The organism is Stenotrophomonas sp. CC22-02 (assembly GCF_004365115.1).
Taxonomy (GTDB): Bacteria; Pseudomonadota; Gammaproteobacteria; order Xanthomonadales; family Xanthomonadaceae; genus Stenotrophomonas; species Stenotrophomonas forensis.
This window is the reverse complement of sequence record NZ_SOCO01000001.1, coordinates 1,686,875-1,702,503: the sequence shown is the minus strand read 5'-3', so window position 1 is coordinate 1,702,503 and position 15,629 is coordinate 1,686,875. Positions and strand designations below refer to the sequence as shown.

General features: G+C 65.9%; 15 protein-coding genes. 8 read left to right on the top strand and 7 right to left on the bottom strand.

Annotation, left to right across the window (positions count from 1 at the left end; genetic code table 11):
• Positions 1-14: 14 nt before the first annotated feature.
• Positions 15-863, top strand: a complete 849-nt coding sequence (locus N440_RS07970; RefSeq protein WP_133934657.1) for an AraC family transcriptional regulator — start codon at positions 15-17, stop codon at positions 861-863.
• A 46-nt stretch (positions 864-909) separates the two neighbouring features.
• Here N440_RS07970 and N440_RS07965 read toward each other — a convergent pair whose 3' ends face one another.
• The 3 genes from N440_RS07965 to N440_RS07955 all read right to left on the bottom strand — a co-directional run bounded on the left by N440_RS07965 (position 910) and on the right by N440_RS07955 (position 3,136).
• Complete coding sequence (locus tag N440_RS07965) at positions 910-1,725, bottom strand: hypothetical protein (protein ID WP_133934656.1); 816 nt, start codon at positions 1,723-1,725, stop codon at positions 910-912.
• Between the two features lie 79 nt (positions 1,726-1,804).
• Complete coding sequence (locus N440_RS07960; protein WP_166671543.1) at positions 1,805-2,404, bottom strand: hypothetical protein; 600 nt, start codon at positions 2,402-2,404, stop codon at positions 1,805-1,807.
• Between the two features lie 252 nt (positions 2,405-2,656).
• A complete protein-coding gene (locus N440_RS07955) occupies positions 2,657-3,136 on the bottom strand; it encodes a GNAT family N-acetyltransferase (protein WP_133934654.1) in 480 nt (159 codons plus the stop codon).
• A 133-nt stretch (positions 3,137-3,269) separates the two neighbouring features.
• Between N440_RS07955 and N440_RS07950 the strand changes: the two genes are divergently transcribed.
• Complete coding sequence (locus N440_RS07950) at positions 3,270-5,465, top strand: hypothetical protein (protein WP_133934653.1); 2,196 nt, start codon at positions 3,270-3,272, stop codon at positions 5,463-5,465.
• A gap of 72 nt (positions 5,466-5,537) precedes the next feature.
• A complete protein-coding gene (locus tag N440_RS07945; protein ID WP_133934652.1) occupies positions 5,538-6,023 on the top strand; it encodes a TspO/MBR family protein in 486 nt (161 codons plus the stop codon).
• 16 nt (positions 6,024-6,039) lie between these two features.
• Here N440_RS07945 and N440_RS07940 read toward each other — a convergent pair whose 3' ends face one another.
• Entirely contained in the window at positions 6,040-6,333 is a 294-nt protein-coding gene (locus N440_RS07940; protein WP_049458084.1) for a hypothetical protein, read from the bottom strand.
• A gap of 267 nt (positions 6,334-6,600) precedes the next feature.
• Between N440_RS07940 and N440_RS07935 the strand changes: the two genes are divergently transcribed.
• The 3 genes from N440_RS07935 to N440_RS07925 are packed head-to-tail and all read left to right on the top strand — an operon-like array spanning position 6,601 to position 11,694.
• Positions 6,601-8,838 carry an ATP-binding protein gene (locus N440_RS07935; protein ID WP_133934651.1) on the top strand — a complete coding sequence of 746 codons (2,238 nt, stop codon included), beginning with the start codon at positions 6,601-6,603 and terminating at the stop codon, positions 8,836-8,838.
• Positions 8,835-9,302, top strand: a complete 468-nt coding sequence (locus tag N440_RS07930) for a response regulator (RefSeq protein ID WP_053449729.1) — start codon at positions 8,835-8,837, stop codon at positions 9,300-9,302. Before N440_RS07935 ends, N440_RS07930 begins: the two co-directional genes overlap by 4 nt.
• Positions 9,295-11,694 (top strand): hybrid sensor histidine kinase/response regulator, encoded by a 2,400-nt coding sequence (locus N440_RS07925; protein ID WP_133934650.1) that lies wholly within the window; start codon positions 9,295-9,297, stop codon positions 11,692-11,694. The genes N440_RS07930 and N440_RS07925 overlap by 8 nt, the downstream gene beginning before the upstream one ends.
• 2 nt (positions 11,695-11,696) lie before the next feature.
• Here the strand turns inward: N440_RS07925 and N440_RS07920 are convergent, their stop codons facing one another.
• Genes N440_RS07920 through N440_RS07910 form a run of 3 tightly spaced genes read right to left on the bottom strand, consistent with a single transcriptional unit; the run spans position 11,697 to position 13,694 of the window.
• Positions 11,697-12,359 carry an NAD(P)H-binding protein gene (locus tag N440_RS07920; RefSeq protein WP_208322783.1) on the bottom strand — a complete coding sequence of 221 codons (663 nt, stop codon included), beginning with the start codon at positions 12,357-12,359 and terminating at the stop codon, positions 11,697-11,699.
• Positions 12,360-12,399: 40 nt separating this feature from the next.
• Positions 12,400-13,074: a ChrR family anti-sigma-E factor gene (locus N440_RS07915; protein ID WP_133934648.1), complete on the bottom strand. Its 675-nt coding sequence runs from the start codon at positions 13,072-13,074 to the stop codon at positions 12,400-12,402.
• Positions 13,071-13,694: a sigma-70 family RNA polymerase sigma factor gene (locus N440_RS07910; RefSeq protein WP_133934647.1), complete on the bottom strand. Its 624-nt coding sequence runs from the start codon at positions 13,692-13,694 to the stop codon at positions 13,071-13,073. Before N440_RS07910 ends, N440_RS07915 begins: the two co-directional genes overlap by 4 nt.
• 134 nt (positions 13,695-13,828) lie before the next feature.
• On the opposite strand from N440_RS07910, the gene N440_RS07905 reads away from it, so the two are divergent.
• A complete protein-coding gene (locus N440_RS07905; protein ID WP_133934646.1) occupies positions 13,829-14,596 on the top strand; it encodes a hypothetical protein in 768 nt (255 codons plus the stop codon).
• A gap of 81 nt (positions 14,597-14,677) precedes the next feature.
• Positions 14,678-15,628: an acyl-CoA desaturase gene (locus tag N440_RS07900; protein ID WP_133934645.1), complete on the top strand. Its 951-nt coding sequence runs from the start codon at positions 14,678-14,680 to the stop codon at positions 15,626-15,628.
• Position 15,629 lies beyond the last annotated feature (1 nt).

Sequence of the window (15,629 nt, the reverse complement as noted above, 5' to 3'; positions counted from 1 at the left end):
GCGTCCGATGCCGCATGGACTACTTCGAGCACCCTGCCCCCGACGATCTGCGCCGGCATGTCCAATGCCTGTGGTGGCTGCGGGACGAGGCGCCCGGGAATGACGTACAGGTCATCTACCCGGATGGCCGTTGCGAGCTGATTGCCGAGCTTGGCGTGCCGCTGCATCTGCATGGGGCCGATGGCCGGATCCGTTCCGATCTGCCGTTCTGTTTTGCGGCTCAGCAATGTGGTCCGATCCGTCTGCAGGCCGTCGGCGCGGTGTTCTGCATCGGGGTGCGGCTGCAGCCGGCAGCGAGCGCTCTGGTTGCTGGCCCTCGGTTGCCCGGGCTTCGAGACCAGGCGCCGGACCTTTACACACTGGATGCTGCCTTTGCCGAAGTGTTCAGCACGGCCGCACGCGCCAGCGCAGCCAGTGGCTCGGCAGAGCCGCTCTGGCAGATCCTGCGCGAACGCTGCGCCAGCTTCGCCCTGGATCAGCGCGTTGAACAGGCGGTTGCGGCGTTGGATGCCATCGAGGGGGACCTGCGTATCGCCGAACTGGCACGCCGGATTGGCATCTCGTTGCGCGGCCTGCAGACGCGCTTTCTGGCCGCTGTGGGCATGACACCCAAAGAGTATGCCCGTGTCCGCCGCCTGCAGGCGCTGTTGCGCACGTTGGATGGCGAAGCGGCCAGCATCGCCTCGGCCGCCGCGCGTCACGGTTACAGCGACCAGGCCCATGCCACGCATGATTTGCTGCGCTGGACCGGCGTCACGCCCAGCCGACTGGTCCATGCACTGCGCGGCGATCGTGGCAGCAGCGATGCGGTGCAGCTGGCAGCGGCGTTTGTACGCGGAACCAGTGCCGGTCGCACGCCGTGAACCCCTTGCTCTACCACGCTCTTCAACCAGGACATCGGACGACCCATTACGATCCGTTCGGGCCGCGTTTGAAATCTGGCCGCGCTGTCACCTTCTGCAACTCGATGCAGCGCAGAGCGAGTGCTCTGCCGCCATCGTCGCTCGCCTTGATCGATCCATCGTGGGACAGCAGCACGGCTTCACGCCTTACCCGATACGCCGAATCTGAAGATGCCCGCGTTGGTTCATCCACACCCCCTTGAAGCGGGGCTCCTGGCAAGGCGGATTCGGGAATCGATCCAAGAACCGCGAGCTGAGCGCACAAGCCCGCGTAGTAGGCATAGTACTCATCCTGCCCACGGGCATCCCCGGCAATTCGACCGAGTATATGAAAGGTCTCATGCGCCACTAGATCAACAAGATTTCCCTCTCGTCTTTCTTGGTTACCGAATGCCGCCACCGCCAACGCAAGGTGCGCCGATCGATATCCGAAACTCCACCTGCTCACGGAAATGGATTGCCCTTCAGGCACGATGATGACCGAATAGCGGATGCTGCGCTTAGGGAACCATCGCTCCGCTTCGGTGGCGGAGGCGTCTATGTTCCGGCAGGTTCTTTCAACATCTGGCTCGACGCCCGGGTAGATCTCAAGTTGGATGCTGTGTGTGACAGACTCGCATACCTTGATCTCAGGGGTGCCGGACGCCAGATTCGATCCAGGTAGATGGCTCTCACTGCGCAGGTAGATCCAGCCTGCCAGAAGGGTCGAGCTGACCGATGTGTAACCTGCGGATGAGACCTGCGGCGGAATGCTCTTTGGCTGCAAGGCGCAGGCACCAATGAAAGAGCAGAATACAAAGACGCAGGATGTTCGCCAGATCATGCTCGCTCTACGTTGCTAGTGGCTTGAGGCTTGCGTTGCAGCGGGTCTGACTCGATTGAATCAGACCCGCTGAGCTAGTCTACTGGATGGGGCAAGGCTGGTTTGTGTTGTGTATGGAGCAGCTTCCACCGCTGAACTGCACGGTATAGCTTGCCTGGGTGGCTCCTTCGTATTTGGCCTGCCCGGCTATGACCTGTGGCCCAGCGCCGTATCTGGAGCGGAAAGGAACGAGATCGTAGGACAGCGCATCCCCTTCTCCCATGTTGGCGTAGAGCCAATTATTGGCGCTGTCGGCGTTGGCGAGTTTGATGACGGTACCAGTCTTGACCCACTGGAACTGCTGGGCTGCGACAATTGCGCCACTTGCGGAATTCTTCACCTGGAGAGTAACGGATCCGCTGCTGGGATAGGGAATCGTCGAGCCACTGGTGTCCAGCTGAAAACTCGCCGCATCTGGCAGGGCGTTGACCAGCTGAGCGAGGAAGTTCCTCTTTCCACCACCTTCCCAGATCACTTCTGCTCCCGCCTTGCATTCTCCTCCTGCCCCCGACTTTCCAGAGCATTCGCCGTACGCTCGAACGCTTTTTACATGAAGATTGCAGCCTGGCAAGAATAGCACCGAGGCTCCTACCACCATAATCGCAACGGCACGTCGACCCGATTTCACACTCATATTCATCTCCCTACGTTCTGAGGGCATCAGAAAATGGAAATGTCCGTTCCCTGCCCAGTTGGATAATGTGGGGTCAGGTGACCCTGGACTAATCCGACCTCCATCTATGTAGGGTTATTCCGATATATCTGTCGGGTAATGATTGCCCTCGTGACCGAAATCGCAGAAAGCGTGCCGAGAAATCACGGCGGCAGGAAATAGTGGGCGTCGCCTGCCGCACCATTCTTGGCAGTTTGTTGCCCCGGCCCTTCCAGGCCGCTACAGAAACCGGTGCATCACAAACACGTCCACCAACCCCAGCGTTCCATGCCGGAATGCCTCCGGTAGCGTTCCAACCACGGCAAACCCCAGCCTCCGGTACAGCTCAACCGCTGGCGCATTGGTGCTGACCACGTAATTGAACTGCATGGCCAGGAAGCCTTCCGCCCTCGCCCGGTCCAGGCTGTGCTCCACCAGCGCCCGCCCAATGCCGCGCCCCTGCACTGTCGGATCGACCACGTAGGTGGCGCTGGCCACGCGCGCCCCCAGATCGGGGAAGTTGGCGCCCATCTTGTACATTCCGACTACGCGGTCTTGCAGAAGCGCCACATAAGCCGGCTGCAGCCCAAACCAGTGGCTCTGGAAGGTGCTGGCCTCGAAGGTGCCGGCGAACGGCAGCGCATCCTCGGTCGCGATGGCAGCGCTGAAGATGGCCCACATGGCGTCGAAGTCACCTGCGGTGGCAGCCCGGATTTCCATGCGATTCCTCGCGGATCGGCGTAGTGGCCAAGGCCGACACTAGCAGAAACAAACCACGCGGCCGTAGCTGCTTCACGTACCGCCGCCATCGGTTCCGCAATAGTTGAGGCAATTCCGGCCTGCAGAGCAGTACATGCCCCCTACTTCCGCGCGCATCCCGCACCGTTTTCGCCGATGGCGCGTGGCGGGCGTTGTCCTGCTGGGCATCTACGCGCTGTACCTGCTGGCCGGCAACATCTTCCTCAACACCCCGCTGTTCGACCAGGTCACCAACCGCAAGCCGCACAAATTCGTGATGACCACCGGCCCGGCCATCACGCTGCTGCCCGGACATGTCATTGCTTGGAACGTGCACATGCGCGGCCACGTCAACCACACCGTCTACGTGCTGCACGCCGAGCGTGCCAGCGCCCGATTGGCCGTATTTCCCCTGTTCAAGCGGGAGGTCCGGGTGCCCCGGCTGCAGGCCACGGGAGTCTCCGCCGAAATCAGCCGTGTCGAGGAAGCCATTCCGCCGCCGCCGCGCAGCGACCAGGGCTGGACCCTGCGTTTCGACGCGATCCACAGCGACAGCATCCGCAGCGCACGATTCGGCAAGCTGTTGATCATCGGCAAGGGCCAGGGCACGGTCGGGTTCCTCAAGCAGCTGCGCGGCGGCCCGTCCGAACTGTTCGATTCCGAGGTCTCGTTCCGCGATGCGGACACCAGCTTTGACGGTGTGCAGCTGCTGGGCGACATGAACCTGACCGCGCGCTTCAGTTATCCACGCCACTACCGCGACCAGGCGCCCGGGTTGGCCAAGCTGAAGATCCTGCATGCCCAGCTGCACGTGGATGCACGCAGCCAGGGTCTGCGCATGGATACCGATGCGCAGCAGCCGCGCATTTCCAGCGCGCCGGTGCCCGGTCGCCTGCAGCTGGCCGCCCACCTGATCGACGGCCAGCTGCAGCCCGGCGATCGCGCGCGCTGGCAGGTTCCGCTCTATCTGGGCGATGGCGCGCCCGATCGTGGCCTGCTCGCGCTGCAGCTCGATGTGTCCAACGACCTGCGCCTGCAGGCGCGCCTGCCGCCTAAGCCGGGCTCGGGCAGCGAAGTCGATGCGGACATCCACATCACCGGGCGCGACATCCCGTTCCAGGCGCCGGCCCAGCTGCTGGAGCGCAGTTCCGGCACCGTGCGCGGCGAATGGACCTTTACTTCGCTCAACTGGATCCCTGCCCTGTTCGTGCGCAAGCCGTGGCTGCAGCTGGATGGCGGCGGCACGTTGAAGGCCGACCTGCGCCTGCGCCATGGCGAGCTGATCGAAGGCAGCACCGTGGACATTCCCTCAGCGGCCGCCGTGGCCGAAGTTGCCGGCGTGCGCCTGGCCGGCACCGCCAGCGCGCATGGCGAACTGAAGGCCGGCACGCCCAATCAAGCGCAGCTGGCGATCCGGCTGCCCCGCTTCAGTGCGCGCCCCAGCGATGCCAAGGACGTGCGCCTGTTCGACGGTCGCGACCTGGCCGTGGACCTGACCGGCGACGGACGCCTGCAGGAACTGCGTAAGGGTGTACGCGCCCGGCTGCGTTTCAGCGAAGCCACCATTCCGGATCTGGCCGCCTACAACCGCTACCTGGGGTCGTCGCAGCTGCGGCTGTTGCGTGGCACTGGCAGCCTCAGTGGCGATGCCACGCTCGACACCGATGGCCGCGTTGGCCATGGCACGGCGCGCCTGCTGGGTCGCAACGCCAGCGCCAAGGTCGCAGGCCTGGACATGGGCGGCGATGTGGACGTGAACGCAACCCTGCGCCGCGGCGATTTCAACCAGCGCCACTTCGACCTGTCCGGTACCACCGTCGAACTGCGCAACGTGCAGGTGGCCGGCACAGAGTCCAGCGCCGCATGGAAAGGCCGTGCTGCGTTCAAGCGGGGCCGCATCGACGCGCAGTCCCCATTCCAGGTGGACGCCACCACCGATCTGACCCTGAGTGATGCGCGCCCGTTGCTGGCGGTGTTCGCCACGCGCACCGACTATCCGCGCTGGACGCTGTCGCTGCTGGATTCCGGGCAGGTCGATGCGCAGGCCAGGCTGCGCTGGCGGCCGGGCCACCTGATGATCGACGGTCTGCAGGCCGAGAATGATCGCCTCTCGGTGCGCGCACGCCTGGATCTGCTGGAGCAGCGCAAGCGTGGCGATCTGTATCTGCGCTGGGGGCTGCTGGGTGCTGGCATCGAGCTCGATGGCGACCAGCGCCAGTGGCACCTGGCCAAGGCGCGCGAGTGGTTCGACCAGCGTCCTTCCCTGTTGCCTTCAAGCCAGGACGGAAGCGCGGCGGGCACTTCAGACTGATCGCCCCCGGCCTGCATCCATTTGCCGCCTCTGTTCGTATGAGGGGGCACAGGCATCATGGAGTTGTACGCGATGAAGCGGAGTTCACAGGCGCTGGGTCTTCTGGGATGGTTCGCGGTCACCTTTGCGGCGGCCGCATTGGGCGCGTGGGCGTCCAGGTCCGCTGCCAGCTTCTACGCCAGCCTCGCCCTGCCTGCCTGGGCACCGCCTGCCAGCGTATTTGGGCCGGTCTGGACCCTGCTTTACGCGATGATGGCGGTTGCCGCCTGGCTGGTGTGGCGGGAGCGCGGCTGGGGCGGTGCGCGTCCGGCGCTGACACTCCATCTATCGCAGCTCGCGGTCAACGCCTTGTGGAGTTGGCTGTTCTTCGGCTGGAAGCTGGGCGCACTCGCCTTCGCTGACATCCTTGTACTGATCGTGCTAGTGTGCGCGACGATCTTCGGCTTCCTGCGCATCCAGCGTGGCGCCGCAGTGCTGATGCTGCCCTACCTTGCCTGGATCTCGTTCGCCTCGGCACTCAATTTCGCCGTGTGGCGTGCCAACCCCGGGGTACTGTGAGCACCCATCAGCGTCCTCAAGCCTGTGCAGCCACCTGCGGCTGCCAGGCACGCAACAGCGACGGCTTGAATGCCTGCTGCCCGCAGCCGGCAGGGCAACGCACCACCCGCGATGCGGAGTGGCTGACCAGTCCCTGCCCTTCCTCTGCCTTGAACACCGTTTCGCACGACAGGCAGCGGGCCACCAGCGAGTACAGGTGCAGCAGGCGGCCACTGGCCGGGTCCTGCAACGCATCCACATCGAGCAGTTCGAACTGGCAGCTGTCGGGCAGCATGCGATACGGCATGGAAGGCAGGGTCTGCAGGTTCACGGTCGTGGTGGCTCAGGAAGGTTGGCCTACGGTAGGCAACCCGCTGTGCAGCGAGCGTGCAGCGCGCATGTACCTTCTGCGAAACACGCAAGGGGTCGCCGTACGGCGAAAATGAAGAATTCAGCTTTCAATGAAAGGCTCTTCACGCTTACGAAGTGGTATGCGAATGCACGCTTTTGCTTCACCATCACCGGATACCGGATGCAGTGCTGGGTTGTCCCCATCTGGGATGTTCCCGTCATCCATGAATCATGAGTGCCGCCTTTGATGCCTTCCGTTGAGTCCAAGCACGACGCTGCGCTGTCCCGTTGTGCACGCGAACCGATTCATACGCCGGGCGCAATCCAGCCATACGGTGTTCTTCTGGTACTGGAACCGCAGTCACTGCGGGTGCGTGAGCGCGCCATCAGCCAGCCCAGGCTGCTGCAGCAGTTCGGCGAGCCGCTGATGCAGCACGTCAGCGAGGTACTCGGCGGCGTGCTGGCGCCGTTCGAGGCGCTGTTCCAGCAGGCCGCGGTCGGCAGCAGCGCGCATGTCGGCGCCGTGCACCTGGACGGCCACGGCCGGCATCAACTGCTGGTGCACCGCTCCGCCACCGACCTGCTGGTCGAGCTGGAGTCGCCCGTTCCCGGCCAGCCGGGCTCGCTGGAGGAGCTCTACCCGGCCATCCGCGAGCTGATGACCGCCATCGAGTCGGCCACGACGGTGGAAGACCTGTGCCAGCTGGCCGCCGAACACATGCGCCGGCTCACCGGCTTCGATCGCACCCTGGTCTACCAGTTCGATGCGGGCTGGAACGGCATGGTGGTGGCCGAGGATGGCAACGGCCTGTTGCCGTCCTACCTGGACCTGCGCTTTCCCGAGTCGGATATTCCGGCCCAGGCCCGCGAACTGTATCGCCGCAACCGGGTACGGCTGATCGCAGACAACAACTACACCCCTGCCCCGCTGATGCGCGCCGAGGACCATCGCGACGCACCGCCCACCGACCTCAGCCTGGCGGTGTTGCGCAGCGTTTCGCCGGTGCACATGCAGTACATGCGCAACATGGGCACCGGTGCATCGATGTCGGTGTCGCTGGTGCATGAGGGCCAGCTGTGGGGTCTGGTGTCGTGCCACACGGTGCATCCGCGCCGGCTGCCCTACCACGTGCGCACTGCGTGCGAGTTCATGGGCCAGATTCTGTCCCTGCAGATTGCCCTGAAGGAACGTGCGCGGGCCATCGAGGAGCGCGTGGCGCGCCGCTCGGTGCTGGTCAAGCTGCTCGCCCGCATGGCCGGCGACGAGGACTTCATGGCCGCGCTGCGCCACGACGAAACCAGCCTGCTGTCGCTGACCGGCGCCGCTGGCGCGGCCATCGTGCACAAGGGCGACTGCATGCGCGTGGGCGTGTGCCCGCCCGCGACCGACGTGCTGGTCCTGGCCGACTGGCTGGCCGCACAGCAGGCCGGGCAGGAAACATACTGCACCGACCATCTGGCCGGCGACTGGTCGCCCGGGGTACGCCTGGCCGACGTGGCCAGCGGCGTGCTGGCGGTGTCCATCTCGCAGCTGCATGACAGCTACCTGATGTGGTTCCGCCCCGAGGTGGTGCGCACCGTGCGCTGGGGCGGCGATCCACGCAAGACCGCCGCACCGGACGTGGCGCTGTCCCCACGCAGCTCCTTCGAGGCCTGGAAGGAAACCGTGCAGCAGCGCAGCCTGCCGTGGAATGACGCCGACCGCGATGCCGCGCACGAGATGCGCACCGCCATCGTCGACATCGTGCTGCGCAAGGCCGAGGAAATGGCCGAGCTGAACGAACAGCTGATGCGCAGCAACAAGGAGCTGGAAGCCTTCTCGTACTCGGTCAGCCATGACCTGCGCGCGCCCTTCCGCCACATCGTCGGCTATTCGGAACTGCTGGGCAGCTCGGCCGGTGAACGCCTCAACGGCACCGAACGCCGCTTCCTCGACACCATCGTGGAATCGGCCAAGTCGGCCGGTACGCTGGTGGACGATCTGCTGAGCTTCTCGCAGATGGGCCGTTCCACCCTTGGCCGGGCGCGGTTGGACATGGCGGTGCTTGCCGAGGACGTGCGCAGTAGCCTGGCATTGGACTACGCCGGCCGCGACGTGCAATGGACGCTGGCGCCGCTGCCGGAAGTGCAGGCCGACCCGACGATGATGCGGCTGGTCTGGCAGAACCTGCTCTCCAACGCGGTCAAGTTCACCCGCGAGCGCGAGCATGCGGTGATCGAGGTCGGCCATGAGCGCAGCGAGGAGGAGGATCACTTCTTCGTGCGCGACAACGGCTGCGGCTTCGACATGCGCTATGTCGACAAGCTGTTCGGCGTGTTCCAGCGCCTGCATCACGTCGAGGAATTCGAAGGCACGGGCATCGGCCTGGCCAATGTACGCCGTATCATCAGCCGCCACGGCGGCAGGACCTGGGCCGAGGGTGAGCCCGGCAAGGGCGCCACGATCCACTTCACCTTACCCCGTTCCACAGGAGATCACCCATGAGGGACCTGCGGCCGATCCTCCTCGTCGAGGACAGCCCCAAGGATGCCGAGCTGACACTGGCTGCGCTGTCGCGCTGCCAGCTGCTGAACGATGTCATCCATGTACGCGACGGCGCCGAAGCGCTGGACTACCTGCGCTGCGAAGGCAAGTTCGCCGGCGCCAACCACGGTGGCCCGGTGGTGGTGCTGCTGGACCTGAAACTGCCCAAGGTGAACGGCCTGGAGGTGCTGGAGCAGGTGCGCGGTGACGCGCAGCTGAGCAGTACACCGGTGGTGATGCTGACCTCCTCGCGCGAAGAGCAGGATCTGGTGCGCAGCTACGAACTGGGCGTGAATGCTTTCGTGGTCAAGCCGGTCGATTTCAAGGAATTCTTCGATGCCATCCAGGGGCTGGGCATGTTCTGGGGCATCACCAATCAGCCACCGCCCCATCGCCCCAACGGATCGGGGCAGCACAATGCATGATGGATCGCGCCGCAGTGAGCGCCTGCGCATCCTCATGCTGGAGGACAGTGCGCTTGATGCGGAGCTGATCACCGCACAGCTGCAACGCGCCGGCCTGGATTTCGAGGTCGAGCGGGTGTGGTCACGCAACACCTTCATCGAGGCGATCGACCACCATCCGTTCGACGTGATCCTCGCCGACCACGTGCTGCCGGGCTTCGACGGCGATGCGGCGCTCGCGCTCGCACGCGAGCGGATTCCGCACACCCCCTTCATCTTCGTCTCCGGCACGCTTACCGAGGAACTGGCGGTGCAGGCGCTGACCCGCGGCGCACGCGACTACGTGGTCAAGCAGCGGCTGCAGCGCTTGCCGGATGCCATCCGGCGGGCACAGCAGGAAGCCCGCGAACGCACCCAGCTGGCCGATGCACAGGCCGCGCTGAACGACAGCCAGGCCCAGTTGCAGCAGGTGACCGATGCCGTGCCGGCGCTGATCGCCCAGCTCGACAAGGAACACCGCTACCGCTTCGCCAACAGGGCATTCCTGGACTGGCACGGCATCAGCCTGGCCGAACTGCTGGGCCGTAGCGCGCGCGATGTCAGCGGCATTTCCGCGTTCGAGCATGCCCTGCCCAGCCTGCAGCGTGTGCTGCAGGGCGAGCGCAGCAGCTTCCAGGTGGAGTTGGTGCACCGCAGTGGCGAGTCACGCTTCGTGCAGATGGACTGCGTACCCGAACGCGGCGCCGATGGAGAGGTGGTGGGTTACATCTGCCTGGGCAGCGACGTCTCCGGGTTGAAGCAGGCCGAACTGGCGTTGCGCGAGGACAACCAGCTGCTGGAACGACAGGTGCAGGCCCGCACCACAGAGCTGCGGGCCAGCAAGCGACGCCTGCAGGCGATCTTCGAATCCAGCTTCCAGCACCAGGTGCTGCTGGATCTCGCAGGCCAGGTGGTGGACGCCAATATCGCTTCGCTGGCCGCAGTGCTGGCCGACAAGCCCGAGGTGATGGGCCTGCGTTTCGGGCAGTCGCCCTGGTTCGCTGGCACCGATGACGTCGGCGCGACCGTTGACCGGGCCGTTGCCGATGCTGCCAAGGGGCACAGTTCGCTGCATGCGCTCGACCTGGAGTTGCCGACCGGCCGGCGCAGCTTCGATTTCTCGTTCCGCCCGCTGCTGGATGCCGAGGGCGCGGTCACCGCCGTGGTTTCGGAGGCGGTGGAAACCACCGCACGGCTGCACGCCGAGCATGCGCTGCGGCAGGCGCAGAAGATCGAGGCGGTGGGCCAGCTCACTGGCGGCATCGCCCACGATTTCAACAACATCCTCACGGTGATCTCCGGCAACGTCGAGCACGCCATGCTGCTCAGCGAGCGTGCCGGCGAGCCCGGAGCGATGGTCGGCCGTGCGCTGGACAATGCCCTCAAGGGCGTAGGCCGCGCCGCCAGCCTGACCCAGCGCCTGCTGGCGTTTGCCCGCCGCCAGCCCTTGCACAGCCAGGCCGCCAACCTCAACGACCGCCTGCTGGACATGCATGACATGCTGCAGCGTGCACTGGGCGAACTGGTGCAGCTGGACATCCGGGTCGCCGAGGACATCTGGTGCATCGAGATCGACGTCAGCCAGTTGGAGGCGTCCGTGCTCAATCTGGCCGTCAATGCACGCGATGCCATGCCGCACGGCGGTCGGCTGGTCATCGAAGTGGACAACAGCCATCTCGACCACGACTACGCCGCCCTGTTCCCTGATGCAGCACCGGGCGAGTACGTGATGCTGCGGGTCCGCGACAACGGCCACGGCATGGATGCGGCCACGCTGGCGCGGGTGTTCGAGCCCTTCTTCACCACCAAGCAGGTGGGCCGGGGCACCGGCCTGGGCCTGTCGATGGTGCACGGCTTCGTCAAGCAGTCCGGCGGGCATGTGCTGATCGATTCGGTGGAAGGCGGCGGCACCAGCATCACCATGATGTTCCCGCGCTCGACGCTGGCCCTGCCCTGTGAGGGAACGGCACCGCAGACCGGGCTGGCCGGCTATTCACCGCGCCAAGAGACCATCCTGGTGGCCGAGGACAACGACGATGTCCGTGCCCATACCGTGGACGCGCTGCGCATGCTGGGCTACCGCGTGCTGGAAGCGCACGACGGCCCTTCGGCCCTGCGCCTGCTGGAGCGCCCTGACACCACGGTGGACCTGCTGTTCTCCGACGTGGTGATGCCCGGCATGTCGGGCTGGGAACTGGTGCGCGAAGTGCGCGAACGCTGGCCGGACGTCGCGGTGCTGTTCACCTCGGGCTACCCGCGTGACCACGATGCGGTCGGCAGCCAGGGCCGTGCGGCCGCGCTGCTGCCCAAGCCGTTCACCCGCAGTGATCTGGCGCAGGCGGTACGCACCGCGCTCGAAGCCGCGCTGCACTGAGATCAAGCCACCGGATCGCGCACTCCCGCTGCGATCCGGTTGATGTCCGCGCACTCGACCGTGGCCGGCGGATGCTCCCGGCCGGCCAGCGCGATCATTGCCTGGCCCAACGCCAGATTGCTGGTCACCAGCGAGGGCGCGATCGCGCCCGCTAGTTTCATCAGCGGCGCGCCACCCCAGTACAACGGCTTCAGCAGGCCATGGCGGGTGCCGGTGCCTTCCACCGGGCGCACGCCACCTGGCCGCAACATCACCGTGCGAACCGGCAATGCCTGCAGTGCCTGCTCGGTTTCACCCTTGATGCGCAGCGGCATCAGCCGGCTGCCCGCATCTGCGCCTGCACCGGACACATACAGGAAGCACCCCTGCGGATTGGCCGCTGCCCACGCCCGGGCAACGGCCAGCGTGGTGTCCAGCGTGACGCGACGGTACTCGGCCTCGGCGGTGCCTACCGGTGGCGCACCGGCACAGTAGAAGCAGGCATCGAACCCTGCCAGCTCATCCTGCAGCGTTTCGATGTGCAGGAACTCCGGCACGATCAGTTCGCTCTCGGCACTGCGGAGGCTGCCCGGATGCCGGACCAGTGCAGTCAGCTGAGACACCTGGTGCGAGCGCTGGCAGGCCAGGGCCACCCCCTGCCCCACCAACCCGGTAGCGCCGGTCAACAGAACCCGCAATGCACCGGCAGCCGCCACTGTCTTCCCCCTAAAGCTTCACGAAACGCTGGATTTTCCGCGCCAGCCAGCCACTGAACACCAGCGGCGCATCCAGCGCGGACACGCAGATGCACGGCACGCCCGGTGCGGTGACGGGCTGGTGCTCCACTTCCTCATCCAGGTCTGCCACATCGCCCGGCGCGAACAGGCCCAGCGCGTCGTTGTACGAACCGTGAAGGATCTGGGTCAGTTCACTGCGTCCGTGGCTGTGCATCGGCAGGCACTTGCCCGGTGCGATCTTCAGCATGATCAGCGACGGCATCTGTTCGGCGCGGATGCAGTGCACCCCCGGCGCCATCCAGCGCCAGCGCAGGCCACTCAAGGTGCTGCCGAAATACGGATGCAACGACGCCGGGAGATGGTCCGGATTCGCCCCCGGTCGCTCCTGCAACAGCGGCCGCGCAGCGGAGGGGGGAGCGGTTTCCGTCTCCGTCGCCAGCTGCATCAGCATCGCTTCGCGCAGCTGCTCGCGGCGCGCATCGTTTGCAGCTGGCTGGGTCTGCTCCAGCAACATCGCGCCGATGGCTTCGGCCTCACGCAGGCGCTGCCGGCAATGCGGGCAGTGTTCAAGATGGGCGCCGGCCACGATGCTCAACGGCGCGGGCAGCGCACCGGCCGCATAGCTCATCAATGTGGATTCGTGCAGATGGTGGTGCGGATTCACAGCGCACCTCCCACTTTCGACTGCAGTTGCAGGAACGCACGTCGCAGATGCGATTTGACCGTGCCCAGCGGCATGCCCAGCGCCTCGGCAATCTCGCTGTGGCTCTTGGCTTCGAAATAGGACATCCGCACCAATCGCGCCTGCACGGCAGGCAGCTCGTTGATGCGCTGGCGCAGCCGCGCCTGGTCGGCGAACTGTTCGGCGCTGCTGCGTTCGACCACATCCAGGGTTGCCGCGTCCTCCACCGCCGCCTGCACCTGCAGCCAGCTGCGCTCGCGCCGCACCCGATCGATGTGCAGGTTGCGGGCAATCCGGTACAGCCAGGTACTCAGCGCCCCTTGGGCGGCATCGTAGTCGGCGGCGCGCAGCCACAACCGCAGCAGGCATTCCTGCGCCAGCTCTTCGGCCACCGCATCCGGCGCCCCCAGGCCGCGCAGATAGACGCACAGCCGTGGCATGAAGTGGTCGTAGATCCGCATGAAACAGTCGCGGTCGCGCAGGCGGGCGACCCTGTCCATGTCACCGGCCCAGTTCGTCGGCTCGCTGCTCGGCTGCTGGGAACTGGACACGATGCGTGCGGTATCGAAGGTGAGGAGAATGCTGGCGGCGTCAGGGTACATCTGCGTTCGCGGCGGGCAGGTGAAGGTCTGTCCTCTGTACGCGCACCGGTGGCGATTGGATGCAGGCGACCTGCTGCATCCGAGCGGCCACCGGCGCCGTATGCCTTCTGACCTCCCTCTCCGGATGAACCCCCATGCGTGCCGCCTGGCTGCTGCTCTGCCTGCCCCATGCCGCGCTGGCGGCCCCTTGGCTGCGCACCGAGGGCATTGCCACCTCCGCACAGGGGCCGGCGCTCTATCGCGAAGTGCACTGGCAGCGCGACGCGAGCGACGGTGCCGAACGCTGGGTGTTGTACCAGTGCCCGGATGGGCGCCCCTTCGCCCGCAAGCACCTGCCCGCGACATCCCGCCCGCAGGCGCGCGGCTACTCGCTGGACGATCTGCGCAGCGGCCAGAAGGTGCAGATCGAGGTGGCCGGCGGCAGTGTCCTGATCGACTGGAAGGAGGATGCCGATGCGCCATCGCGCCAGCGCCGCCTGGAACTGCCCGCTGATGCCGTGATCGATGCCGGCTTTGACGCCGCCGTGCGCCAGCATTGGCCGGCGCTGATGCGCGGCGAGCGCATCTCGCTGCCGTTCCTGGTTCCAGGCCGGCAGCGCTATTTCCCTGTACAGGTTCGCCGCACTGGCTCCCTGCGCTGGCAGGGGGTGGGCGCGCAGCAGATCGAGGTCAGCCTCGACACCTGGTATGGCGGCATCGCACCGCGCCTGCAGCTGGTCTATGCCGATACCGACCGACGACTGCTGCAGTTCCAGGGCACCAGCAACCTGCGCGACGCACGGGGCCACTATCCGCAGGTGGTGGTTCGATTCGCCAGCGCTGCGCGCGCAAGCAGCGCCAGCGAATGGCAGCAGGCCTGGGCGCAACGGCTCGTCGCCGGTTGCGGCGTGACGTCCGGGTGAAGCAAAACTAACAGCGGCAGCACGCATCCAGTGGGCATTGTGCTGCGTAGAGAGAACACACGACCCCCTTCGAGACCCCTCATGGCCTCTGCAGCGCCCCTCCCCCGTCGCCGTTGGCGCCTGCTGCGCACAGTGCAGCGCTGGGTCGACACCGGCAGCGCTGCAGACAGCGCCGTCGACCGCCCCGGGCGGATCGACTGGCTGCGCGCGGTACCGTTCGCACTGATGCATGTGGCGTGCCTGGCGGTGATCTGGGTGGGCGTGTCATGGACCGCAGTGATCGTTGCGGCGGCGCTCTATGCCGTGCGCATGTTCGCGATCACCGCGTTCTACCACCGCTACTTTTCGCATCGCACCTTCCAGGCGTCGCGACCGGTGCAGTTCGTATTCGCTGTCATCGGGGCCGCCAGCGTACAACGCGGACCACTGTGGTGGGCCGCGCATCACCGCCATCATCATCGACATGCCGATCAGCCGCTGGACCCGCACTCGCCGCGTGAAGGCGGCTTCTGGCGCAGCCACATGGGCTGGTTCCTGACCCGCGAGGCCTTCGCCACGGATCTGTCGCGCGTTCCCGACCTGGCGCGCTTCCCGGAACTGCGCTGGCTGGATCGCTTCGACACCGCGGTTCCCGTACTGCTGGCCGCAGCGCTGTATGCGCTCGGCGCCGCCCTGGAGCGCTGGACGCCGGGCCTGCACACCTCGGGGCCGCAGCTGCTGGTGTGGGGCTTCTTCATTTCCACCATCGTGCTGTTCCATGCCACCGTGACCATCAACTCGCTGGCGCATCGATTCGGCCGGCGCCGTTTCGAGACCCGCGATGACAGCCGCAACAACCTCTGGCTGGCCCTGCTTACCTTTGGCGAAGGCTGGCACAACAACCACCACTTCTTCCCGGGAACCGTCCGCCAGGGCTTCCGCTGGTGGGAGGTGGACCTGACCTGGTACGGCCTGCGCGTGATGGCGGCCCTTGGCCTGGTAAAGGGCCTCAAGCCGATTCCCGAGTGGGTGCTGGCCAAGGCGAGGTACTGAC